Below are 19,281 nucleotides of genomic sequence, written 5' to 3' on the forward strand. Positions count from 1 at the left end.
AAGGACGCTGTAACACTTTCAAATGATGCATGTTCGTTGTCTTTCAAATGAATTCATTTGAAAGCGACATGCATTAGCCCGCCAGATGCACATCGACATGCGCATCGGTCAGCGCCTTTGCAAGACGTCCCGTCGGCTGCTCGTTGGTGATGATCGCCGTGAGGGCGGAGAGCGGCTCAACCGTCGCAACGAGATTAACGTCGAACTTGGAGTGGTCGACCAGAAGATAGCTCTCGTGGGATTGGCGGATCATGGCGCGTTTGACGCCGACAGCGAGGCGGTTCGCCTCGGTAATGCCGCTGGCGGTCAGGCCGCTCGCGCCGATGAAGGCGCGGTTGGCATTGTGCCGGGCGATGAAATCGATGGTCTCCGCGCCGTAGATCCCCACCTCTCGCGCCATAAAGTCTCCGGGACAGATGACCACCTGAATGGTTTCGTTCTGGGCAAGGGCCGAGGCCACGGCAACGCTGTTGGTGAGGACCGTCAGGTCGTGCGCCATGGCCGCCAGATTGAGAGCGAACTGATGGGTGGTCGAGCCGGCATCGATCATCAGCACTTCGCCGGGGCGCACGAGCGCGGCCGCACGTGCAGCGATCTGCACGCGCTCCTCAATGCGCGCCTGATCGCGCTCGCCAAAGGGCGGCTGCGCGCCCATGGGTGCAGCGGATGCCCCGCCATAGGCGCGACGGATCAGACCTTCCTGGCTGAGTGCCTCGACATCGCGGCGAACGGTTTCCGTGGAGACGCCGAACCGTGCGGCCAGCTCGGACGTGCGCACATGAGGATGGTGCTGCAGTTCAAGTATGATCTGCTCGCGGCGCGCGGTTTTTCTAAGACGCGTCATTTCCCCCTCATGCCCCTGTCATGCCTCCTCTGGCACGAAGAATGGCATCTGCCACCTCCGCAAACCCGGCGCCACCGGCCTGCCGGGTGATCCATTTGGGCGGCGTTACGCTGCCATCCAGAAAGTCGACGAAATTTGCAACACCAACACTGTTTTCAAAGAAGCCGAACATGGGCGCATCATTCGGGGAATCCCCAACGAAGATCACGTTCCCATCCGCCTTCTCCAGATCCAGGCCGTACCGTTCGGAAAACAGGCGGCGTGTCATGGCCAGCTTGTCATATTGGCCAAACCATCCATTGACATGGATGGATGACACTTTTGCGACAGCTCCCGCATCTTCAAAACAGGTGACGATGCGGGCGATGTCCGCATCGCTCAGTCGCGGGCCATCTTCGGCGAAATCAATGGCGAGATCGGCCTCGCGGAATTTCTGATCGGCGGAGAGCCGCGCGCCGGGGACAGAGCCGAGAATCGTCCTGGCCAACCGGTCGAGGCGCTGGCGTCCATCATGCCGCTCCTCGGAAGACTGGGCGAACACCCGGATCATGCCGCCCTGCGCAGAACACGCGAAGTAGAACGCCCCGTTTTCCCCCACCACGGCATCAACGGGCCACAAGCGCGCAATCAGGTCGCACCATCCGGCGGGACGGCCTGTGACCGGGACAACTGCAATGCCGGCTTCCTGCAGGCGCTCAAGCGCCTGGTAGGCAAGGGCGGGCAAACGCCCGGAGGTGGTGAGCGTGTCATCGATATCGGTGAGAACATAGTCGACCCCGGCGAGAACATCGGTGCCAATACCCGCAAACGGTCTCGGCTCCAACGTCCTGGCCTCTTCCCGCTTCACCGCCATTTCCACCACCGGACACCTCTCCAACATGAGCGATCTGCCACGCTTTTAGCCGTGTTTCGGAGATTTTTCGAGGGATTTCCAAATTATCTTGAATTGAATATTGCAAACTACCACAGAAATTCGATACGGTCCGTGCAAATGGGTGCGGTGGAGCGCACCCTGCGTGGGAGAAGCGGGCGCAAGCCCGCGCAGGAGGAGAAAACAATGTCTTTCGTGACCGATACACGACTTGCCGGTAGCACCGCTGCGGCCCTTCTTGGCGTTTCCGCATTGCTGGCAGGCACCGCCGCACAGGCGCAGGACTGCGCCAATCGCGGCCAGCTCGACGCCATGTATTGCGATGCCGATGGCGACCTTGTCGCCGATGCGCCAACCGATCCGGCGAAGCTTTCCAACCCGGACACGCTGGTTTTTGCCTACACGCCGGTTGAAGACCCGGCGATCTATGAGGATATCTGGGAGCCTTTCATCGAGCATCTTGAAGAGGTGACGGGCAAGGACGTGCAGTTCTTCGCCGTGCAGTCCAACTCCGCCGAGGTGGAGGCCATGCGCAGCGGTCGCCTGCACATCGCGGGTTTCTCGACAGGCCCGACGCCCTTCGCCGTCAATCTCGCCGGTGCGGTGCCCTTTGCGATCATGGGATCGGAAGACGGCAATTTCGGCTACAAGCTGCAGGTCTATACGCGCAAGGATTCCGGCATCAACGAGATGGCGGATCTGAAGGGCAAGCGCATCGCCCACACTTCGCCCACCTCCAATTCCGGCAATCTTGCACCGCGCGCGCTCTTCCCCGGGCTCGGTGTCGTGCCGGAACAGGACTATGAAGTGGTCTATTCGGGCTCGCACGACCAGTCCATGCTGGGCGTGGTGGCGGGCGACTATGACGCCGCGCCGGTCGCATCCGAAGTGGTGGACCGCATGGCCGAACGCGATCTCTACGATCCGGAAGAGGTGAAGATCGTCTGGGAATCCGACCCGTTCCCGACCACTTCCTACACCTACGCCCATGATCTCGATCCGGCGCTGGTGGAGAAGATCAAGGAAGCCTTCTTCTCGTTCGATTTTGCCGGAACGGCGCTCGGCGAGGAATTCTCAGGCGTCAGCAAGTTCGTGCCCGTCACCTATCAGAAGGACTGGGCCGTGATCCGCGAGATCCAGAAGGCAAATGGCGTGGAATACACGCCGCAGGGTCTTGCGAAAGAGTGATCCTCCTGCGGGCGCGAGATGCCGGGGTTTGGTCTCGCGCCCGATTTTTTCCGATCACTCACTTATTTTCGGAGTTGATGCATGCTGAAGATTTCGCAGCTGGTGAAGCGCTATGGCAATGGCGCGCCGGTGCTCAAGGGACTGGATCTGGAAGTGCCCGGCGACAGTGTGGTGTCCATCATCGGCGCGTCCGGCGCGGGCAAGAGCACGCTTTTGCGCTGCATCAACCGCCTGGTGGAGCCAAGCTCCGGGTCGATCGAGTTGAACGGTCTCATGCTCACCGACCTGAAAGGCGCTAAGCTGCGCGCCGCCCGCCGGCGCATCGGCATGATCTTTCAGGGCTTCAACCTGGTCGACCGGCTGACGGTCATGGAGAACGTGCAGTCGGGCCGTCTCGGCTATCTGCCGCTGTGGCGCGCGGCGATGCGGCGCTATCCGAAAGAAGACATTCGCCGCGCCTATGAGCTGATGGAGCGCGTGGGCATCGCCCATTACGCCAACAAGCGCGCGGACGAGCTCTCCGGCGGCGAACGCCAGCGCGTGGGCGTGGTGCGCGCGCTGATGCAGGAGCCGGAAATCCTGCTTGCCGACGAGCCCACCGCCTCGCTCGACCCGAAAACCTCCGAGCAGATCATGGAACTGCTGCGCGCGCTCTCGCGCGAATATTCCCTGCCGGTGCTCATCAACATTCACAATGTGGCCGAGGCCAAGCAGTATACCGACCGCATTGTCGGCATGCGCTATGGCCGCATCATCTTCGATGCCGGACCGGATGCGCTCGACAAGGATGCAATGGACGAGATCTACGCCGGCGTACCCGCCGAAGAGCGCGGCGAAATGGACAACGTCACGCCGCTGAGGGCCCAGAAGGCATGAGCACGACGTCTTCCTCCGCGCCAGACACTTCCCTGCCCGATACCTGGCGCAAGCCGCCAATGATTGCCAATCCCGTGCTGCGCTACGGATTGCTGGCGGCGGTGGTGATCTATATCGGCTGGGCCTTCTTCATGCTGCCGATAGACTGGGAGCGGATTTCGCAGGGCATGACGCGCGCGGCACGCATCTTCAGCGGTGCCTTTCCGCCAAGCTTCGAACGCAGCGGGCTTTTGATCGACGGGTTTCTGGAAAGCCTGAAGATCGCCATTCTGGCGACCGTGGGCGGCGTGCTCCTGTCGATCCCCATCGCCTTCATGGCCGCCAAGAACCTGGCGCCGAGACCCGTCTATCTGCTTGGCCGCGGGCTCATCATTGTGGCCCGCAGCTTCCACCCGGTCATCGTGGCGATCATCTTCGTGAAGGCCGTGGGCTTCGGCCCCTTCGCCGGTGTTCTGACCCTGATCGTCTATTCCATCGGCTTCGTCGCCAAGATGCTGGCCGAGCGGATCGAAGAGATCGACTGGGGCCAGGTGGAGGCAATGCGCGCCGTGGGCGCGGGTTATTTCCCGACACTCATCTATGCGGTGTTCCCGCAGATCATGCCGCGCCAGATCGGTCTGAGCATCTATCAGCTCGATAGCAATCTGCGCGCCTCGGCCGTGGTCGGCATTGTCGGCGCGGGCGGCATCGGCTCGACACTGGCCAACGCCTTTGGCCGCTACGACTACGACTTCGCACTGGCCATCACCATCGTGATCGTCGCCGTCATCCTTTTGAGTGAGGCGATCAGTGGCCAGATCAGGAAACGGATATGGTGAGCATGGACACCTCCCTCGAAGACTGGGCGCGCTACACGCCGCGAGAGCGGATGCAGCGCTACGCGATCTTTCTCTTTGCCGTGATCACGATCGTCTGGGCCCTGACCAGCATCGATGTGATCTGGCCCTGGGTGTTTGACGCGCCGCAACAGATGGGCGACCTGTTCAGCCGCATGGTGCCGCCGGATGTGACGAACCTGCCGAGCATTTTGTGGGTTCTGGTGGAGACGGTGAACATCGCCACCATCGCGACGGCAATCGCCGTGTTCGTGTCGCTGCCCGTCGCCTATATCGCCGCGCAGAACACGACACCGAACGCCGCGACGCTGTGGCTCGGGCGCTTCATCCTCGTGTCCAGCCGCTCGGTCAACACGATCATCTGGGCGCTTCTTTTCGTGGCCATATTCGGCCCCGGCATCGTGGCCGGCATCATCGCCATCATGTTCCGCTCCATCGGCTTCATCGGCAAGCTTCTGGGCGAGGCCATAGAGGAAATCGACCGACGGCCCGTCGAGGCGCTGGAAGCGACCGGCGCATCGCGCTTCAAGGTGATCCTCTATGCCATCGTGCCGCAGGTGATGCCCACCTTCTGGGCCGTGGCCATCCTGCGCTGGGACATCAATTTGCGGGAATCCACCGTTCTCGGCCTCGTGGGCGCGGGCGGCATCGGCATCATCCTGCAAGGCGCCATCGACACGTTCAACTGGCAGGAGGCCGCCACGGTGCTTCTGGCGATTCTCGCACTGGTCGTTATTGGCGAAGTCGTTTCGGCATGGCTGCGCAAGCGGATCATCTGAGGATAGAGCGCAACGCGAAAAGCCCGCCGACAGAGGGCAAAGTTGGGGGAGCCCGGCTAGGCGCCGGACTCCTTTTTCTTGAAGGATTTATCGCCCGTGCGCCAAAGCTGCCGACAGGCACTATCAAACAATCTTATAATCGTGCGGTGATCGCGCCTGCCGTACCGCCCGTGAGGGCCCCGAGCGCAACACCGGCCGCAGTGCCGACGGCTGTTCCAATCGTCGCACCGAGCCCGGCACCGGTCGCGGCACCGGCGAAAGTCCCGACGACAGGAAAGACAGATCCCAGAACACCGCCGGCGATGCCGCCAGCCAGCGCTCCACCGGCTGTGCCAAATGCTGCCCCGATAGGGCCACCCACTGCCAGACCAAGGCCACCCCCCGTCGCCATGGCTCCAAACGACGAGCCGCCGCCGCCATAGCTGTAGGGGGAACGAACATCATTACAATACTTAAAAGAAGTATTCACAATAAACTCCTTCATATATATAACTATAATTAACACTGTTATTTGCATCTTTCGCTTTTTTGATGCATTTTGACTTGAGTATATTTTTCCTCAGTGGTCAACCGATTTTTCAAGACGTCCGGGATTCCAAAACGCAGCGATAACCGCCCTTCAAGGAATGAACATTTGCTAATTTAGAATTACAAATGTAACATGCCCCTTTAGCATCTTCGGCAAGCCTGAAGGGGATTTCCGGTCTTGTGGCAGAATTTTCTGCAGGCTCACCGGAGGACCGGGTTTGTGTTAGACTTATTCGAGGCGATATGAGCGGTTCCGTGTTCTTTTTGCATATGGCCGGGGCAGTGGCATTGCTGCTTTGGGCAACTCGCATGGTGCGAACAGGCGTGGAACGCGCCTATGGCAATCTCTTGCGCCAGCGGCTGCGGGAGACGTTGGGCAATCCTGTTCTGGCTGCGCTGACCGGCCTCGCCCTTTCTATTGCCCTTCAAAGCTCCACGGCTGTCACACTTTTGATCGGCTCTTTCGCGGGCCTCGGAATCGTAACCGGACTGTCAGGCATTCTGGCCGTACGCGGCGCAGAGGTGGGTTCGGCTCTGGTCGTCAAGATCCTCAGTTTCGATCTGACATTGCTCGTGCCACTCTGCATTCTGATTGGAACGGTCATTTTCCTCGCCACGGAGCGCCGTCAATGGCGGCAGTTCGGTCGTATCCTCGTGGGCGTCGGCCTTCTTATTCTCTCCCTGGAGATGATGGGCGAAGCCTCTGAGCCTCTCAGACAAAGCACCATCGTTCCGCTCATCGTGGGCTACCTGTCCGACGATCCGATTACGGCATTTCTGCTGGCTGCGGTGACAACCTACCTCTTTCATTCGAGCATTGCAGCCGTGCTCCTCCTCACCACATTTGCCGCCCGCGGCATCGTCTCTCCCGAGCTTGGCATCGTCATGGTTCTGGGTGTTAATCTCGGCAGCTCCTTCATCGCGCCGATGCTGACGCGGAGTTCGCCGCCAAGCTACCGCATCGTTCCCCTTGGCAACCTGCTTATGCGCGGTCTGGGTTCGGTCATCCTTCTGCTGTGTTACGTGTTTTTCAATCCCAGCCTGGAAATCCTGGGCAGCGATCCCGCGAACCGGATCATACACACGCATATCGCCTTCAACGTGCTGATCCTTGTTGCCGGGATTCCGCTTTCGGGTCTGGTGCTCAAGGCCACCCAGGCGCTCGTCTCGCTGCAAGGGGGAGCAGAAGACGACAAAGTCGACCAGGACGAAGAAATCCAAATGGCGGAAACCAGCGCGCTTGACGTGAGCGCTCTTGACACACCGCATCAGGCACTGGCCAATGTGACGCGCGAAACCGTCCGCATGTGCGAAACGGTGGAATTCATGCTGTGTCGCATTCTCGAGCTCTATGAGAAGGCAGACCGGAAATCGATCGCTGCACTCGCCGCTGTCGACGACACGGTGGACCGGCGCCATGCAGCCATCAAGCTCTATCTTGCCCGCATCACCCGTCACGAGATGACAGAAGAGGATGCGCGACGCTGCCATGAATTGCTCGGCGTGTGCGTCAAGCTCGAACAGGTGGGCGATATCATCGTGCGCAACATGCTCGCCCATGTTCAGAAAAAGATGGAACGCGGTGTCGAATTCACCAGCGAAGGCTGGCGGGAACTCGCCGGTTTCCATGCCTCCGTTCTTGCCAATGCGCGTCTGGCTTTCAACCTTCTGGTCACCCAGGACACCGAGACCGCCCGCGAGCTGGTGATGGAAAAGGATCGCTTACGCGACGTCGAGAAGGAAACCAGTCAGCGCCATTTTGAAAGACTGCGGCAAGGCACCGAGCAAAGCGTGGAAACAAGCTCCATCCATCTCGATACGATCCGCGATCTGAAACAGATCAACTCGCTTCTGGCCACATTTGCCTATCCAGTGCTCGAAGAGCGTGGACTGCTGAGCGGCTCTCGACTGAAGGCAGGTTAAGGCAGCTGGAAAGCAGATCCAGAGACTTCATCTCGCCGCTCACCCCGCCGCACATACCAGGTTTAGATATGGCTCCATTCAGTGGGGCCGCGCGCTGACAGCGCGCATAAAAATCTCTATATACAAACATAAAATAAAATATAGAATAAAGGAGGAATATACTTTAAATATATTAGGCTTAAACAATTACATGACAGTACTAAAATCAAACATATTTAATAACAATATGTATTCTACGGGATTGAAGCCTCCCGCAGTCAAGCGCCCGGCGTCCGCCTTGAAAACGGATCCGTTTCTCGAGACAGACGACAGGCTTGGCATAAAAAAAAACAGACACCCGCACATCCTCGAAGACGCGTGTTCTGGCACAGATTTTCAAATGCAGTTTGAGCGAAGAGATGCGTAAGGAGATCGCCACCTTTTCGCAAACCATTCGTCGGGAGGCGCCAAACATTCACGCGCTGGCGCGCACAACAATGAGCAGGATTGTGAAAGAAATCAGTGGTCAGGATGCTGATCCAGACAAACTGTTTTTGAATACATTCGGCTCTGCTGCATCTACCACCGCCAGCTTCACCGGCTGGGAGCATACCGGTCAGCCGATTTCGTCGGTACCCCTGACCGACCTGCTCCTTCAAAACTTCAGCGCCGACCAGCAGTATGAAACTTCCGACGATCTGAACGTTTTTGAGGGGGTTTATACTGAAGGCGCTGGAGAATCCTATTATGGAGCGCCCAACGAATTCAGGATCTCTATCGCAGACCTCAGAGACGCCATCTGGAAAGAGGATTTCCAGCCGAAAGTCCTCGAAAAAATCCGCTATTTCTGGGAGCACCACAAGGACGAAGTGACAGCACTGGCCAAGGTGCAGTTTGCAACCTCGGCGATAGAGGCAGTGCAGCAGTCCCAGCTCTCCCTCGAAGGTTTCTCACTGGCCATGAAAGGTGCGGGCGCCCGGACGGACAAGTATCTTTCTGCAATCGCGGGCGGCATCGGCAGCGAAACAGACCAGGACGTCAAAACACTGACTTTTGACATTAATGGTTATGCGGCGAGCGACATCCTGCGATTTGTCGGCTCCGACGGGCATACTGTTCTCTATGTTCCGGGGGAAACTCCGGCGTTTCATGAATTTAAGGACAATGCTTCACTTGAGAGCTGGGTCAAAAAGGCAGCAGATTCGCCAGAACAAAGAGCTCAGCTTGAGCACCACTTCTCAATATACAATCTTCAGGACGGCCTCTGGTACACGGGTGTCGAAAACGGGCTTAAAAAACTTGGCTCGCATCAATGGGTTTCAGGCATCAATTCGAAAAGCCGAGCGTTTTCAGCCGACCCTTTCGCTGACATTGCACTCAACATGCAAGAACGCAGCCTTTCGGACGCTGACACGCTGATCAAATCCGACAGTGAGGTCACCCGCGATACCTGGATCGATATGCTGCGCGGCTTCAACAAGATGTTTTGGCCTCTCCTCATGCTTGCGCCAGAAATCGAGTTTGCAGTGCTGGCCGTGACCATGGGGAACGAAATCGGCCTTGAGATCGACAAAGCCGTGTCTGGCGACACCTATGGTGAACGCAAGGAGGGGTTTTACGGCGCGGCTTCTACCGGTGGCATGGTGTTGGCCGGTGCAGCGCTTGGCGCGGTTGGACGCTCGCTTGTGGAAACAAAGGCCTTCGCCGCAGAAGCCGGCGAGGAAATCATGGCGGGCGCCGTCGAAATGACTGCTCCAGAACCTGCTCTCAAGATCGGAGACATATCCGATTACCAGGTCGATGCTTCCGTCATTTCCGGGCGCGAGGCAAACGGTGCGGATATTTATCAGGTGGATGACCGCTACTACATCTCCGTCAAAAACCCGGACAGCCACTTCCGTGTTTATGAGATCAGAAGCGATTTCAAACTGCGTGACGGCTACGTAAATGTGATCGACCCGAACACGCGGAAATCGGTTGCTATCCTGCACAATGATGGATCCGGCGACTGGCGGAAGATCTCTGGCGCTGGTGGGGGAGTAGATCGGCCACCGTATGTCGCCCAACGTGCGGCCGACGTCAGGCAGGAAATTAACCGACGTGGATATGTCGTCGCCAACGCACCGGGTGAGGATGCTAATTTCGATACGATCGAGAAACTAAAAGAACAGGTCGACAGCCTGCGGTTCAAGCTGGAGGATCTGGGTAGAGAGCCTGAGAAAGATGGGCTGATTGGAAACTATCGCATCGTGTACCGCGTTGACAATGTTTCCCCTCGTATTTTGTTGAGAGACAACGGCTTCCGCCCTTCAAAAGACTTTTTCGCAGTCTCAAACCTTATCGATGCACCGGCAACCATTGGCAGCGCATCGCTATCCGCCAACAACAACGTACTGGATATCTGGCAGGCAGATCCTGAAGACGGCGTCATGTATCAATATGCGATTAAGATGCACAACAGAAAGGCAGGTTCATTCGTGGATGGCGGTGGCTGGGATCACGAGTTTATGGACGAAGTGCATTTCCCGCCCCCGCCGGCGAAAGATGTGTTTCTGATCGATTCATCCAACGATTGGGTCCGGGAACTCATCGCAGATATTGCAAATTCTGACCGATTCAACACGTCTTATGGAATACCGCTGGATGTGTTTGAAGATTACAGAACCGGCCGTATTTCTCTTAACGGATCGGACGCACCAGAGCTGCCGCGTGGATCCAGTGTCTCGGCTGAATCAGGCGTTCCTCAAGACAGTCTCGAGTCCTTTGACACCAAACTCCATGGTCAAAAGCGCACACGCGGCTGGGTGGAGACCAATGCGGCGGAGCCCACGCCGGGGCCATCACGAGCGATGGGGTCGAGCGGCCAGCGAATTCCATATACTGGCACCCCTGAAACAGATGCGCATTCTCCCACACCACCCGAGTATGAAGGTACAGTCCACGAGCGGACGCAACATTGGGTCAACACCGGCACGACTATCCATCCAGAGGAAGAGAGACTGCCAACTCACCCCCTGTCGAATCACGAAAAGGCCATGAACTGGATCCGTGAGAACATGCTCAACTCCGAGATCAACAATGTGGTTTTGAACGATGCCCCGGAACCTCCTCAGAGCCCGCCGGGCGACTGGGTCAAAGCGTATGACCATTCAAAGGACAGCTAGGGGCACCCGCCAACCAGAAAGTCCTGGCGAGCACGATCACCGAGAGCCTGCTTCGACGCAGCACGCACGCCTTCCATGAAGGTGCCCGCAAGCGGGGTTTCGGCGAATCGGTTGGCCGGCTCCCCGTGGCGGCGCCTTCGGCGATGAGGCTGCTCTCATCGCCCTTGCTGCTTGCGTGCTCGCGACTGCACGGCACGATCGACTGGATCACATCGTCGTCCCCGCGCGCAACCTCCACCTTGCGGGCGATTGCGGGCCGCCCGATAGAAGGTCTGGAGACGGATGGCAGATCTACGGGAAGATCGACACTCAGCTTGCGGTCTTCCGCCGCCCTCGCCCATGCTCAAAAAAAGATGGAACGCGGGGTCGGGTTCGCCCGTCAAGGGATTCAGACAGCATCATTTTAAAAGACTGCGGCAAGGCCCCAAGCAAAGCGTGCATTGCTGAGTGGTTCTCGTTTGAAAGCAAGCTAAACCTGCTTCTCACCCAAGAGAACTGAAGAGAATAAAATTCCCCCGGTAAATATAGTTAATTCTACTATTGCTTTCACAGGAAATAGACAATCAACAAAATATTTTATAATCTGGATAAAGAATCTAATCTACGAATTATGTTCCAATTTGGATTATTATACAATGATACATCTTGGTTTTGAAATAAACAGTGCTGAAGCAAAGACAAATCCCTCTACTTCACGGCGAACCCCGGCGCCCAAAGAGACGCCGTCCTCCACAGAAGCGACAAGCGGAGTTTCGAATTCAGGCGAAACGGCTGAACTGGTCCACGCACGAGTTCTCAAATGCACTTTGACAGAGGACCAGCTGTCTGAGGTCAGCAAGGCCGCGTACGCCGTTCGGCAGAACGTGCCAGATATTCGTGAAATGGCACGGGCCAGCATGGCAACTATCATCAAAGACCTGACGGGACAAAATGCCGACCCTGACGAGCTTTACCTGAACACGTTCAGCTCAGCGGTTTCATCCACAACAAGTTTCACCGGTGTCGAACACACTGGCGAACCCAACTCATCCACTTCACTGACCGACCTACTTCTAGCAAACTTCGGTGCGAATCGAGAGTATCTTCAGTCATCGGCGTTGGATGCATATGAAGGGGTCTACACACAAGGCCGCGGAGAGGGCTTTTATGGCTCGCCCAATGAATTCAAGGTTTCAGCATCCAGTTTGAGAGACGCAATCTGGAAGGCCGATTTCCAATCTGAAGTTCTCTCGAACCTGCATGATTTTTGGGCAGGTTATCAGGACGACGTCGCGCTTTTGGCGAAAATTCAATTTGCCGTTGCTGCCGTAACCGCTGTGGGTGACCTTAAGCTCTCACTCTCCGCTCTGATCATGGTCATGCGCGGAGCCGGCGTGAACAATGATCCCCTCCTGGCGGCCATATCGAACGGCATCGGGACAGAGACGGAAGGGGAAGATGATGTCGAAGTTTTGACCTTCGACATCAACGGTTATGCCTCAAACGACATTCTCCGGTTTGTCCGCCCAAACCAGCATACAGTGCTTTATATACCGGGTGAGACCCCCTCCTTTCATGAGTTTCTAAGCGAAGAAGCGCTCGAAAACTGGGTCAAGGAGACCGCAGCGTCGCCGCAGGGACGTAAGCGGCTTGAGCACCATTTCTCACTTGTCAATCTTCAGGACGGATTCTGGCATACAGGCGTCGCCAACGGCCTGAAGAAGCTGGGGTCAGGAGCCTGGAGCACAGGCATCAATTCCAGAAGCACGCCATACACAGGTAACCTGTTCGATGCGATCGCCGAAAACATGCGACTGCGCAGTCTTTCAGACGCCGACACCCTGATCACCTCGGACAGCGAAATCACACTTGATCGCTGGATTGGCAACCTGCGCGGCTTCAACAGGGTTCTCTGGCCCGTCATGATTCTGACTCCAGAACTCGAGTTTGGTCTCCTGGGCATCACCATGGGGGGCGAACTGACCCTTGAAGCCAACAAGGCGATCACGGGCGACACCTATGATGAGCGCAAAGCAGGCGCTGTCGGAGCCATGGCCACTGGGGGCACGATGCTGGCTGGAGCAGCCCTTGGTTCTGTGGCGAGAAACCTTTCTGAAGCAGAGCAAATTTCTGCAGAGGGTGAAGATGCGTTCGCGTCCTCAGCTTTGCGTCCGGTTGTTGAGGAGCAGCCCCTTCGCATCGGGGACATATCCGATTTTGAAGTAGAATCCTCGCTCATTGAAGGGCGCGCATCCAATCAGGCAGGCATCTTTCAAGCGGGTGGCCGTTACTTCATACGCCACCATGATCTCACGGGTGTTCCTCGCACTTACGAAATCAGAAGCGACTTCAAGCTGCGGGATGGCTACGTAAACGTTATCGACCCGGAAACACGAAAGTCTGTGGCGATCCTGCATGGGGATGGCAATGGTGGCTGGAAGCGCATAACCGCCAATGGTGCCGGTCCTGATCGCCCCCCCTATCAGGCTCAGCGCGCGGCCCAAATCAGGCAATCGCTGAACAGACGTGGTTACTATGTCATCGCGGATGCGGACGAAAGTGCTGCTCTCGACCAGATCGAAGCCATGAAGGAACGTGTGGATGCGCTGCGGTTCAAACTCGAGGACCTGGGCCGTGAAGCCGAAAAAAACGGCCGGATCGGCACCTATCACCTCGTCTACCGCGTGGACAATCTAAGACCCGACCAGCTTCTTGCGGCTGGCTGGTTTCGCCCATCCCGAGATTTCCACGCAGTTGTCAACATGCTCGAGAGGCCGGCAACCATTGGTAGCGCATCTCTCACCGCCAGCAACAATGTGCTGGACATCTGGCAATACGACTCAGCCGACGGTGTCATGTATCAATATGCCGTCGTGACAGAAGGCAGGAAAGTGGGCTCCTTCGTGGACGGTGGAGGCTATGACTACGAATTTCTCGATGAAGTACACTTTCCGCCACCACCAGCCAAGAACGTCTATCTGCTGGACTCTTCAGACGAGAACATCAGAAGAACCATTGCAGAGCTTGCCGCTTCCCGCTCAGTCAACACGACTTACGGCATCCCTCTCCAGGTCTACGAGGATTTCAGGCTAGGGCGGATCACTCTTGATGCGAGCCCGCCTCCAGAGTTGCCGGAAAGTTCCATGGCATCTGGCCAAGCCAGCGACAGCCTAAAATCTCTCGATATGACAAAACGTGGGCAGAAGCGCACCCAGGAATGGGTGGATGGTATTCCTTCCGATACCAGCACGATTGAGGAACCCCAGCCGGGGCCCTCGCGCGTGCTACAGCACAAAACTCCGGAAGAGGTGGAACAGACCGAAGGTGGCGCCGAAGCCAGCGACACCTCCCAATCCCCTACGCCTCCCGATTTTCAGGAAGCGATCCAGACGCGCGTCCAAAAATGGTTGAATGAGATTTGGCTGAACAATGCAGATGAGCCAGAAAACCTGACGATACCAGATGCATGGCTTGCTGAAACGCAAGGTCACGCGGGAGAAGAGATGATCAGAACCCGCTTTGACGAGACATCGATCACGGGGACATCGCAATCCAGACAACAACGCACTTCGGAATGGGTGAAAGAATATCAGGCGAACAACCGCTGAGGCCGTGTGCACAGACTATTTCGTCGCCGATCTGAGCCCTTCCATGAAAGCGCCGGCGAGCTGGGTTTCACCAAACCAGTTGAGCCGGTTCACGGTGGCGAAACCCTCGGCGATGAGACTGTTCTCATCGCCCTTTCGGCTTGCATGCTCGCGACCGCGCGGCACCACCAGTTCGATCTCATCGCCGTCCTCACGCACGATGTCGACCTTGCGGGCGATCTTGTCCCGGCCGATCGAAGGCTGGGAGACGGATGCCGGAAGATCTGCCGGAAGATTGACGCTCAGCCAGTGGCCTTCGAGAGACCACTCATTGCGGGTCACCCAGAGGCGCTCGATGAACCTTGCAAGCCAGGCGGCGTCCCCGTCGCGCAAGTTCGCCTCCTTGACGCGGGAGAAGCCGATGGCGGGGATACCCCAGAAGGTGGCTTCGCGGGCAACGCCAAGCGTGCCGGAATAGGCGAGATCCTCACCCACATTGCGCCCGTCATTGACACCGGCAACCACCAGGTCCGGCTTCTTATCATCCTTGAACAACCATCCCATGGAGGTGACAATGCAGTCCGCCGGTGTGCCCGAGCACGAATAGCGGCGCTCACCGAGCCTGCGCATGGTGAGTGGGCGTGCAATGGTAAGCGAAGGGCCGGCGGCAGTGCGCTTGCCATCGGGTGCCACCACCCAGACATCGTCACTCAGGCGGGATGCCGCTTCTGCTGCCAGCGCAATGCCGGGAGCTTCGATGCCGTCGTCATTGGAAATCAGAATGCGCATGTATCATCTCTTCATCAATCTGGTAGGCGTCGCCGGTGCGCGCACCGGGCATGAGAGCGGGAATGTGCTGACGCAGCGCTTCCAGCGCGGCTGCATCGCAGGAATGGCCGATCAGGCGCGGTCGGCCTGCCGCCTCCCATAGGGCAATGTTTTCGGGCAGTGTGGGGTGTGTTGGCATGCGAATCCACGCAGCCTTGCCCTCATCGACAAGCCGCGCCCCGGGAGAGCCTGAAGGCAGATGCCCGCTCAGGAGAATGGGGAAGCCGGAAGTCTCTGCCGCTGCAAGCGCCGGGCGCGCAGGACCCGCCACGCCCATTCCGTCATGGACCAGAAGCGGACAGGCTGGAAGGGGTTCACCGACAGTCCAGTCCCGTGCTGCATCCAACCGCTCCGACAGAAGCTTGACCCGGTCCTTATGAACGGCGTCCGGTGCGTGAATCTGAGCCGACAAGGCTGCGCGCATGCCAGCCTCGATCGCAAAAGGCACGTCGATGGCCGCGATCAACTCGAGTGAGCGACCGGAAAGCGGCGTGGGAAGGAGACAGCCATCGGCATATCCGGCAACCCATTCTCCGATCTGTCGCGCACGCTCCGCCCCCGGAATAGGATCGGCGCCATAGGAGGCATCAAGAATGAGCAGGTCGCAGGCGGGCAAGGGTTGCATAGGGAACACCGCGCTCTGGGGCACGATGTCGGCGGAATAGACGACCCGTTGTCCCGCCTCCTCAACCGAGAACCAGACACCCCCCACCACATGGCCGGAAGCACCGGTTTCCACACGCAGCGCACCGGTGGTCAGAGTATCGCCGGGTCGAAACAGACGGATCTGCTCTGCAAGCGGAGAGAAATCCGCCAGATCTGCCGGGTCCGCATATTGTGCAAGCGTTGCCGGCATCTCCAGGTGCGTTTCCTCGGTCATGTAAATCGGGCCGGCATATCCCTGGCGCCGCAGACGGCACAGCGCCCCGATGTGATCTTCATGGGCATGGGAAATGAAAAGCGCGTCGATCTCAGCTACCGGGCGAGCGAGAACAGGGTAATACTCGTCCCCCGTCGCCCCAACCTTTATGCCGGCATCGAGCATGACGCGGGTGCTGCCGTCGCTGACGACAACGCTGGTGCGCCCCTTTTCACCGAACCCTCCCTGAAGATCGACCTGCAACATCAGGCGGCTCCATCGGCCGGGATCAGCCACCCCGACGTGATCGCCAACCTTGCTCGCTGCCCTGCCTCGAAAGAAACAGGGTCGGGCTGATCAAAATGCAGGCCGAGATGCGGAGCCGCCTCGGGCTCGAACTCGATCCGCGCCGAACCGCCGCGATACACTGCTCTTGTGATGGTTCCCTCGAAGCCCGGCTGACTGGTGCCAACCGACTGGATCTGTGATGCGCGGCAGCAAATGCGCGCGTCCTTGCGCGGCTTCTCGCCCTTCCGGCAACGCACGACCAGCTCCTGCCCCAACACGGTCACCCGGCACTGTCCGTCAGCCTCTGCCGTTTCAACATTGGCCGGCAGGACCATGCCCTGTGAGATAAAGGAGGCGACCATCTCATTTGCCGGCTCATGATAGAGCTCGCGTGGCGTGGCAAGCTGCATGAGGCGGCCATGATCCATGACCGCGATGCGGTCTGCCAACGCCATGGCTTCGGCCTGGTCGTGGGTGATGTAGAGGATTGTCGTGCCGGTGCGCTTGTGGAAGTCGGCAAACTCGTCCTCCATCGAGGCGCGCAGATGCACATCGAGATTGGCCAGCGGCTCGTCGAACAGCACCAGCCGCGGCTCGGCCACAAGACAGCGTGCCAGCGCCACGCGCTGTCGCTGCCCGCCCGACAGATTTGCCGGACGGCGGTCGCCATACTGCTCCATATTGACGAGAGCCAGTGCGTTTTTGACCCGCTCGTCACGCTCGGCCTTCGGAACCCGCGCAACCTTGAGCGCATAGCCGATGTTTTCCGACACCGTCATGTGAGGCCAGAGCGCATAGTTCTGGAAGACGATGCCGACGCGGCGCTTTTCCGGCGGCGTGTTTGCTTCAGGCGAAGAGACCTGCCGCTCACCGATGTGGATGTTGCCGCCGCTGACGGTCTCAAAACCGGCAATCATGCGCAGAAGCGTGGTCTTGCCGCAGCCCGAGGGACCGAGGACAGCAAGGAACTCGCCATCCGCGACATCGATGGAGACATTGTCGAGGGCCTTCGCCTCGCCAAAAGTCTTGGTGACGTTCTTAATGCTCAGTCCCGCCATGGAAGAACTCCGTCCGGTAGTTTGTTTGCAAAGAGGCTGGCGAGCAGCATCAGAAGGAAGGTGGTTGCGACCATGATGGCGGAAACCGCCGCCGCATATTTGGAATCGCCACCCTGTTCGAAAGAGAAGATCACGACGCCGATGGTCTCCGAGCCTGAGGACCACAGAAGTGCCGACACCGTCAGCTCGCACAGCGCTGTCATGAAGATCAGCAATCCGCCGGCAATGGCCGCCGGAGCGATGAGCGGGAAAATGATGGTGCGCATCCGTGTGAACAGTCCTGCGCCGGCCACCTGTGCCGCTTCCTCAAGCGCTCGGTCGAGCTGGAAATAGCCCGTGATCGTCGGCCTGACGGCCAGGATCAGGAAGCGCGCGAGATAGGCGTAGAGAATGATCCAGACCGTGTTGTAAATCTGGATGCCGGTGATTGGCATGGGCTTCAGGAACAGGAGCAGCGAGGCGATGGCGAGCACCACACCCGGCAGCGCGTAGGGCAGCTCGATGGCAAGGTTGAGTGCCTTGATCCAGCGCTTGTTGCCCCAGGCGATCACGTAGCCGAGCGGGATCGCCACGAAGACCGCGAAGATCGACGCGCCCGCCGATAGATAGAGACTGTTGAGAAAGGCCCGGCTTGCCGCCGCATGCTGGAAGATCACGAAATAGTAGTTCTCCAGCGTGGCCGTTTCAGCCGTCAGTGTCACGCCGTAGCCCCGCACCAGCGATGTGAGGATCAACCCCACCAGCGGCAGCACGAGAATGAGCGCGATCAGAGCCCACATTCCCAGTTCCACCGGCACACGCCAGACGCCGAGCTGGTAGGGCGCGGCAGGCAGCGAGGTGGAGGTAATGCGGAAATCGCGACGGCTCGCAATGCGGTCCTGCATGACGATGCCGACCATGGCGATGACGCCGATGAGCACCGAAAGGAACGCCACCTCTGAGAGGACATCCGGCCCGCCACCGGCCAGACGCTGATAGATGAGCGTCGGCAGAACAAGATAGTTTGCCGGGATACCCAGGAATGCGGGAATGCCGAAATTGCCGACACAGGAAACGAAGGTGAGTGCGGCCGCGCCCACGATGGAGGGCGTCATGAGCGGCAGGATGATGGTCCCAAGCACGCGAACCCAGCCGGCCCCGCTCGACTGCGCGGCCTCGACCAGCTCACGCGGCAGCTTGCGCATGCCGGCGCGCACGATCAGAAAGACGAGCGGCGCATACTGGATGCCGAGCAGGAAGACGATGCCTTCAGGCGAATAAAGCGGATTGCGCGTGCCAAGCGGCGGCGCCATGCCCAGCATGTTCAAAAGCGGGCTGGAGGGGCCGAAAAGCTGCAGCCAGGCGAGCGCGGTCACCTGCGGCGCAATCATGAGCGGTGTGACGAAGCACAGGACGAAAGCCTGACGCTGGCGCACATCCGACAGCGAAACGAGAATGGCAACAGCCACACCGAGCACCAGGGCGAAAATCGTTCCGCCCAGGCCAACCACCAGCGTGTTCCAGGTGGCGCGCCAGGTCGTGTCGTCGATCAGACCATTGCGAATGACATCAAGCGAGAACTGACCGCCGGGCAGGATGACTTCCTGCAAGAGCCGCGCCATGGGCAGCAGCGAAAAGATGACGATAAGCGCGACGATCCCCGCTGTCAGGGCCATATCCTGGCCCTGACGTTCCTTACGAATTGCGGTCATTAA

Annotated in this window: 14 protein-coding genes; 7 read left to right on the top strand and 7 right to left on the bottom strand. The window is 58.6% G+C overall.

Features of this window, described 5'->3' with window-relative positions:
* Nucleotides 1-73 precede the first annotated feature (73 nt).
* Together H7H48_RS18600 and H7H48_RS18605 are read right to left on the bottom strand one after the other, a co-directional pair.
* On the bottom strand, nucleotides 74-844 hold the full coding sequence (locus H7H48_RS18600) for a DeoR/GlpR family DNA-binding transcription regulator (RefSeq protein WP_229450648.1): 771 nt from the start codon (nucleotides 842-844) through the stop codon (nucleotides 74-76).
* A gap of 7 nt (nucleotides 845-851) precedes the next feature.
* Complete coding sequence (locus H7H48_RS18605; RefSeq protein ID WP_229450649.1) at nucleotides 852-1,724, bottom strand: HAD-IIB family hydrolase; 873 nt, start codon at nucleotides 1,722-1,724, stop codon at nucleotides 852-854.
* Nucleotides 1,725-1,901: 177 nt separating this feature from the next.
* Between H7H48_RS18605 and phnD the strand changes: the two genes are divergently transcribed.
* From phnD to phnE (H7H48_RS18625), 4 genes are all read left to right on the top strand, one after another.
* The gene (phnD, locus tag H7H48_RS18610; protein ID WP_229450650.1) at nucleotides 1,902-2,903 is read left to right on the top strand and encodes a phosphate/phosphite/phosphonate ABC transporter substrate-binding protein; all 1,002 of its coding nucleotides are present in this window, start codon (nucleotides 1,902-1,904) and stop codon (nucleotides 2,901-2,903) included.
* A gap of 81 nt (nucleotides 2,904-2,984) precedes the next feature.
* Nucleotides 2,985-3,779, top strand: coding sequence for a phosphonate ABC transporter ATP-binding protein (gene phnC / locus H7H48_RS18615; RefSeq protein ID WP_229450651.1), 795 nt, complete (start codon nucleotides 2,985-2,987; stop codon nucleotides 3,777-3,779).
* On the top strand, nucleotides 3,776-4,597 hold the full coding sequence (phnE, locus tag H7H48_RS18620; protein ID WP_229450652.1) for a phosphonate ABC transporter, permease protein PhnE: 822 nt from the start codon (nucleotides 3,776-3,778) through the stop codon (nucleotides 4,595-4,597). Before phnC ends, phnE (H7H48_RS18620) begins: the two co-directional genes overlap by 4 nt.
* A complete protein-coding gene (gene phnE, locus H7H48_RS18625) occupies nucleotides 4,591-5,394 on the top strand; it encodes a phosphonate ABC transporter, permease protein PhnE (protein WP_229450653.1) in 804 nt (267 codons plus the stop codon). The genes phnE (H7H48_RS18620) and phnE (H7H48_RS18625) overlap by 7 nt, the downstream gene beginning before the upstream one ends.
* Nucleotides 5,395-5,527: 133 nt before the next feature.
* Here phnE (H7H48_RS18625) and H7H48_RS18630 read toward each other — a convergent pair whose 3' ends face one another.
* The gene (locus H7H48_RS18630) at nucleotides 5,528-5,863 is read right to left on the bottom strand and encodes a hypothetical protein (RefSeq protein WP_229450654.1); all 336 of its coding nucleotides are present in this window, start codon (nucleotides 5,861-5,863) and stop codon (nucleotides 5,528-5,530) included.
* Between the two features lie 302 nt (nucleotides 5,864-6,165).
* Here H7H48_RS18630 and H7H48_RS18635 point away from each other — a divergent pair, with 302 nt between their 5' ends.
* The 3 genes from H7H48_RS18635 to H7H48_RS18645 all read left to right on the top strand — a co-directional run bounded on the left by H7H48_RS18635 (nucleotide 6,166) and on the right by H7H48_RS18645 (nucleotide 14,575).
* Nucleotides 6,166-7,845, top strand: coding sequence for a Na/Pi cotransporter family protein (locus H7H48_RS18635; RefSeq protein WP_229450655.1), 1,680 nt, complete (start codon nucleotides 6,166-6,168; stop codon nucleotides 7,843-7,845).
* A gap of 398 nt (nucleotides 7,846-8,243) precedes the next feature.
* Nucleotides 8,244-10,988: a dermonecrotic toxin domain-containing protein gene (locus tag H7H48_RS18640; protein WP_229450656.1), complete on the top strand. Its 2,745-nt coding sequence runs from the start codon at nucleotides 8,244-8,246 to the stop codon at nucleotides 10,986-10,988.
* A 635-nt stretch (nucleotides 10,989-11,623) separates the two neighbouring features.
* Nucleotides 11,624-14,575 carry a dermonecrotic toxin domain-containing protein gene (locus tag H7H48_RS18645; RefSeq protein WP_229450657.1) on the top strand — a complete coding sequence of 984 codons (2,952 nt, stop codon included), beginning with the start codon at nucleotides 11,624-11,626 and terminating at the stop codon, nucleotides 14,573-14,575.
* Between the two features lie 15 nt (nucleotides 14,576-14,590).
* On the opposite strand, the gene H7H48_RS18650 is transcribed toward H7H48_RS18645, so the two are convergent.
* From H7H48_RS18650 to H7H48_RS18665, 4 genes are read right to left on the bottom strand one after another with little or no spacing between them, the layout of a single operon-like run.
* Nucleotides 14,591-15,343: a 5'/3'-nucleotidase SurE gene (locus H7H48_RS18650; RefSeq protein WP_229450658.1), complete on the bottom strand. Its 753-nt coding sequence runs from the start codon at nucleotides 15,341-15,343 to the stop codon at nucleotides 14,591-14,593.
* Entirely contained in the window at nucleotides 15,321-16,508 is a 1,188-nt protein-coding gene (locus tag H7H48_RS18655; RefSeq protein WP_229450659.1) for an MBL fold metallo-hydrolase, read from the bottom strand. The genes H7H48_RS18650 and H7H48_RS18655 overlap by 23 nt, the downstream gene beginning before the upstream one ends.
* Nucleotides 16,508-17,587, bottom strand: a complete 1,080-nt coding sequence (locus H7H48_RS18660; RefSeq protein ID WP_229450660.1) for an ABC transporter ATP-binding protein — start codon at nucleotides 17,585-17,587, stop codon at nucleotides 16,508-16,510. Before H7H48_RS18660 ends, H7H48_RS18655 begins: the two co-directional genes overlap by 1 nt.
* Nucleotides 17,575-19,278 carry an iron ABC transporter permease gene (locus H7H48_RS18665; protein ID WP_229450661.1) on the bottom strand — a complete coding sequence of 568 codons (1,704 nt, stop codon included), beginning with the start codon at nucleotides 19,276-19,278 and terminating at the stop codon, nucleotides 17,575-17,577. The genes H7H48_RS18660 and H7H48_RS18665 overlap by 13 nt, the downstream gene beginning before the upstream one ends.
* Nucleotides 19,279-19,281 lie beyond the last annotated feature (3 nt).

Origin of the sequence: Nitratireductor sp. B36, assembly GCF_020833685.1 — a bacterium.
Classification (GTDB): domain Bacteria; phylum Pseudomonadota; class Alphaproteobacteria; order Rhizobiales; family Rhizobiaceae; genus Nitratireductor.